At 63.0% G+C, this 1,032-nt stretch carries 1 protein-coding gene; it reads right to left on the bottom strand.

Annotated elements, in window-relative coordinates:
• On the bottom strand, nt 1-1,032 hold a 1,032-nt coding region (locus tag DD606_RS25525; RefSeq protein WP_176691512.1), incomplete at both ends, for an MMPL family transporter.

Below are 1,032 nucleotides of genomic sequence, written 5' to 3' on the forward strand. Positions count from 1 at the left end.
CCGTCGCGCCAGGCGTCCAGCCAGCGCTGCATTATCCGTCTCAGGGGGATCGGGCGAACCGGCATGCCCCGGCACAGCCACGGATGCCAGAACATTACCGTCAGACACGAGGCGCTCAGTCCTGCGGCGGCGAACACCGCCATCTGACGAATGCCGGGGAAGGGGGCCAGCATCATGAAGAGATACGCCACGACGGTGGTCAGCAGCGCCAGCAGCAGCGCGTTACGCACTTTTGCCAGGCTTTGCCAGGGCGAGTGTTCCGCGCCGTGCACCATCCGCTCCGTGAGGTAGTAAATCGTATAGTCCGCCGAGATGCCGATAATGCTCATGCTCATCACCAGCGTCATCAGGTGCAGCTCACCGAACAGCAGGAGCGTCACGACCGTCCCCGCCAGCGCGCCGATGGCAATGGAGAGCAGGCTCAGCAGCAGCGGACGCACGGAGCGAAACATCGACACAATCAGCAGGATCACCCCGAGCACCGTGGCGACGCCAAGCGTGGAAATATCGTTTTTAGCCTGCTGGCTGGCGTAATCGCTGTAGAACACCGTCCCGCGCGAGAGCAGCTGCGCCTGTGGATACTGGCTTTTCAGCGTCTGCTGCAACGCGTTGAGGGTGGTCACCAGCTGGTGGGTTTGCTGCATGTCAAACGACGAGCCCGCCAGCTCGCCGTGTAGCAGATACCAGTAGTTCCCGGCCGCATCTTTTGTCACCAGCCAGCCGTCCATCAGCTGCATCTTCTGGCTGTTCTTCGCCAGCGCGAGCTGCGCTCCGCGCATCAGCATCAGCGGATCGTTTTGCAGCTCCTTGCCGCTCACGCCGGAAAAGGCGGAGTAGAGCTGGGACAGGATCCACTGAGCCTGCGCTTCACCGCCGTTTTGCAGGCGGGCGCGGGTGGCCGGATCGACCAGGCCATTGCGGTGCTGCCAGAAGAAATCTCCCCAGGCCTGTTGCCCGGCGGCATCCAGCGGACCTTTTACGACACTCAGCGCCTGGCTGCGTTGCAGCAGGGTTAACCACTGCTGCGCCACG

The sequence above is a fragment of the Enterobacter cloacae complex sp. GF14B genome (genome assembly GCF_004136805.1).
GTDB lineage: Bacteria > Pseudomonadota > Gammaproteobacteria > Enterobacterales > Enterobacteriaceae > Enterobacter > Enterobacter hormaechei_C.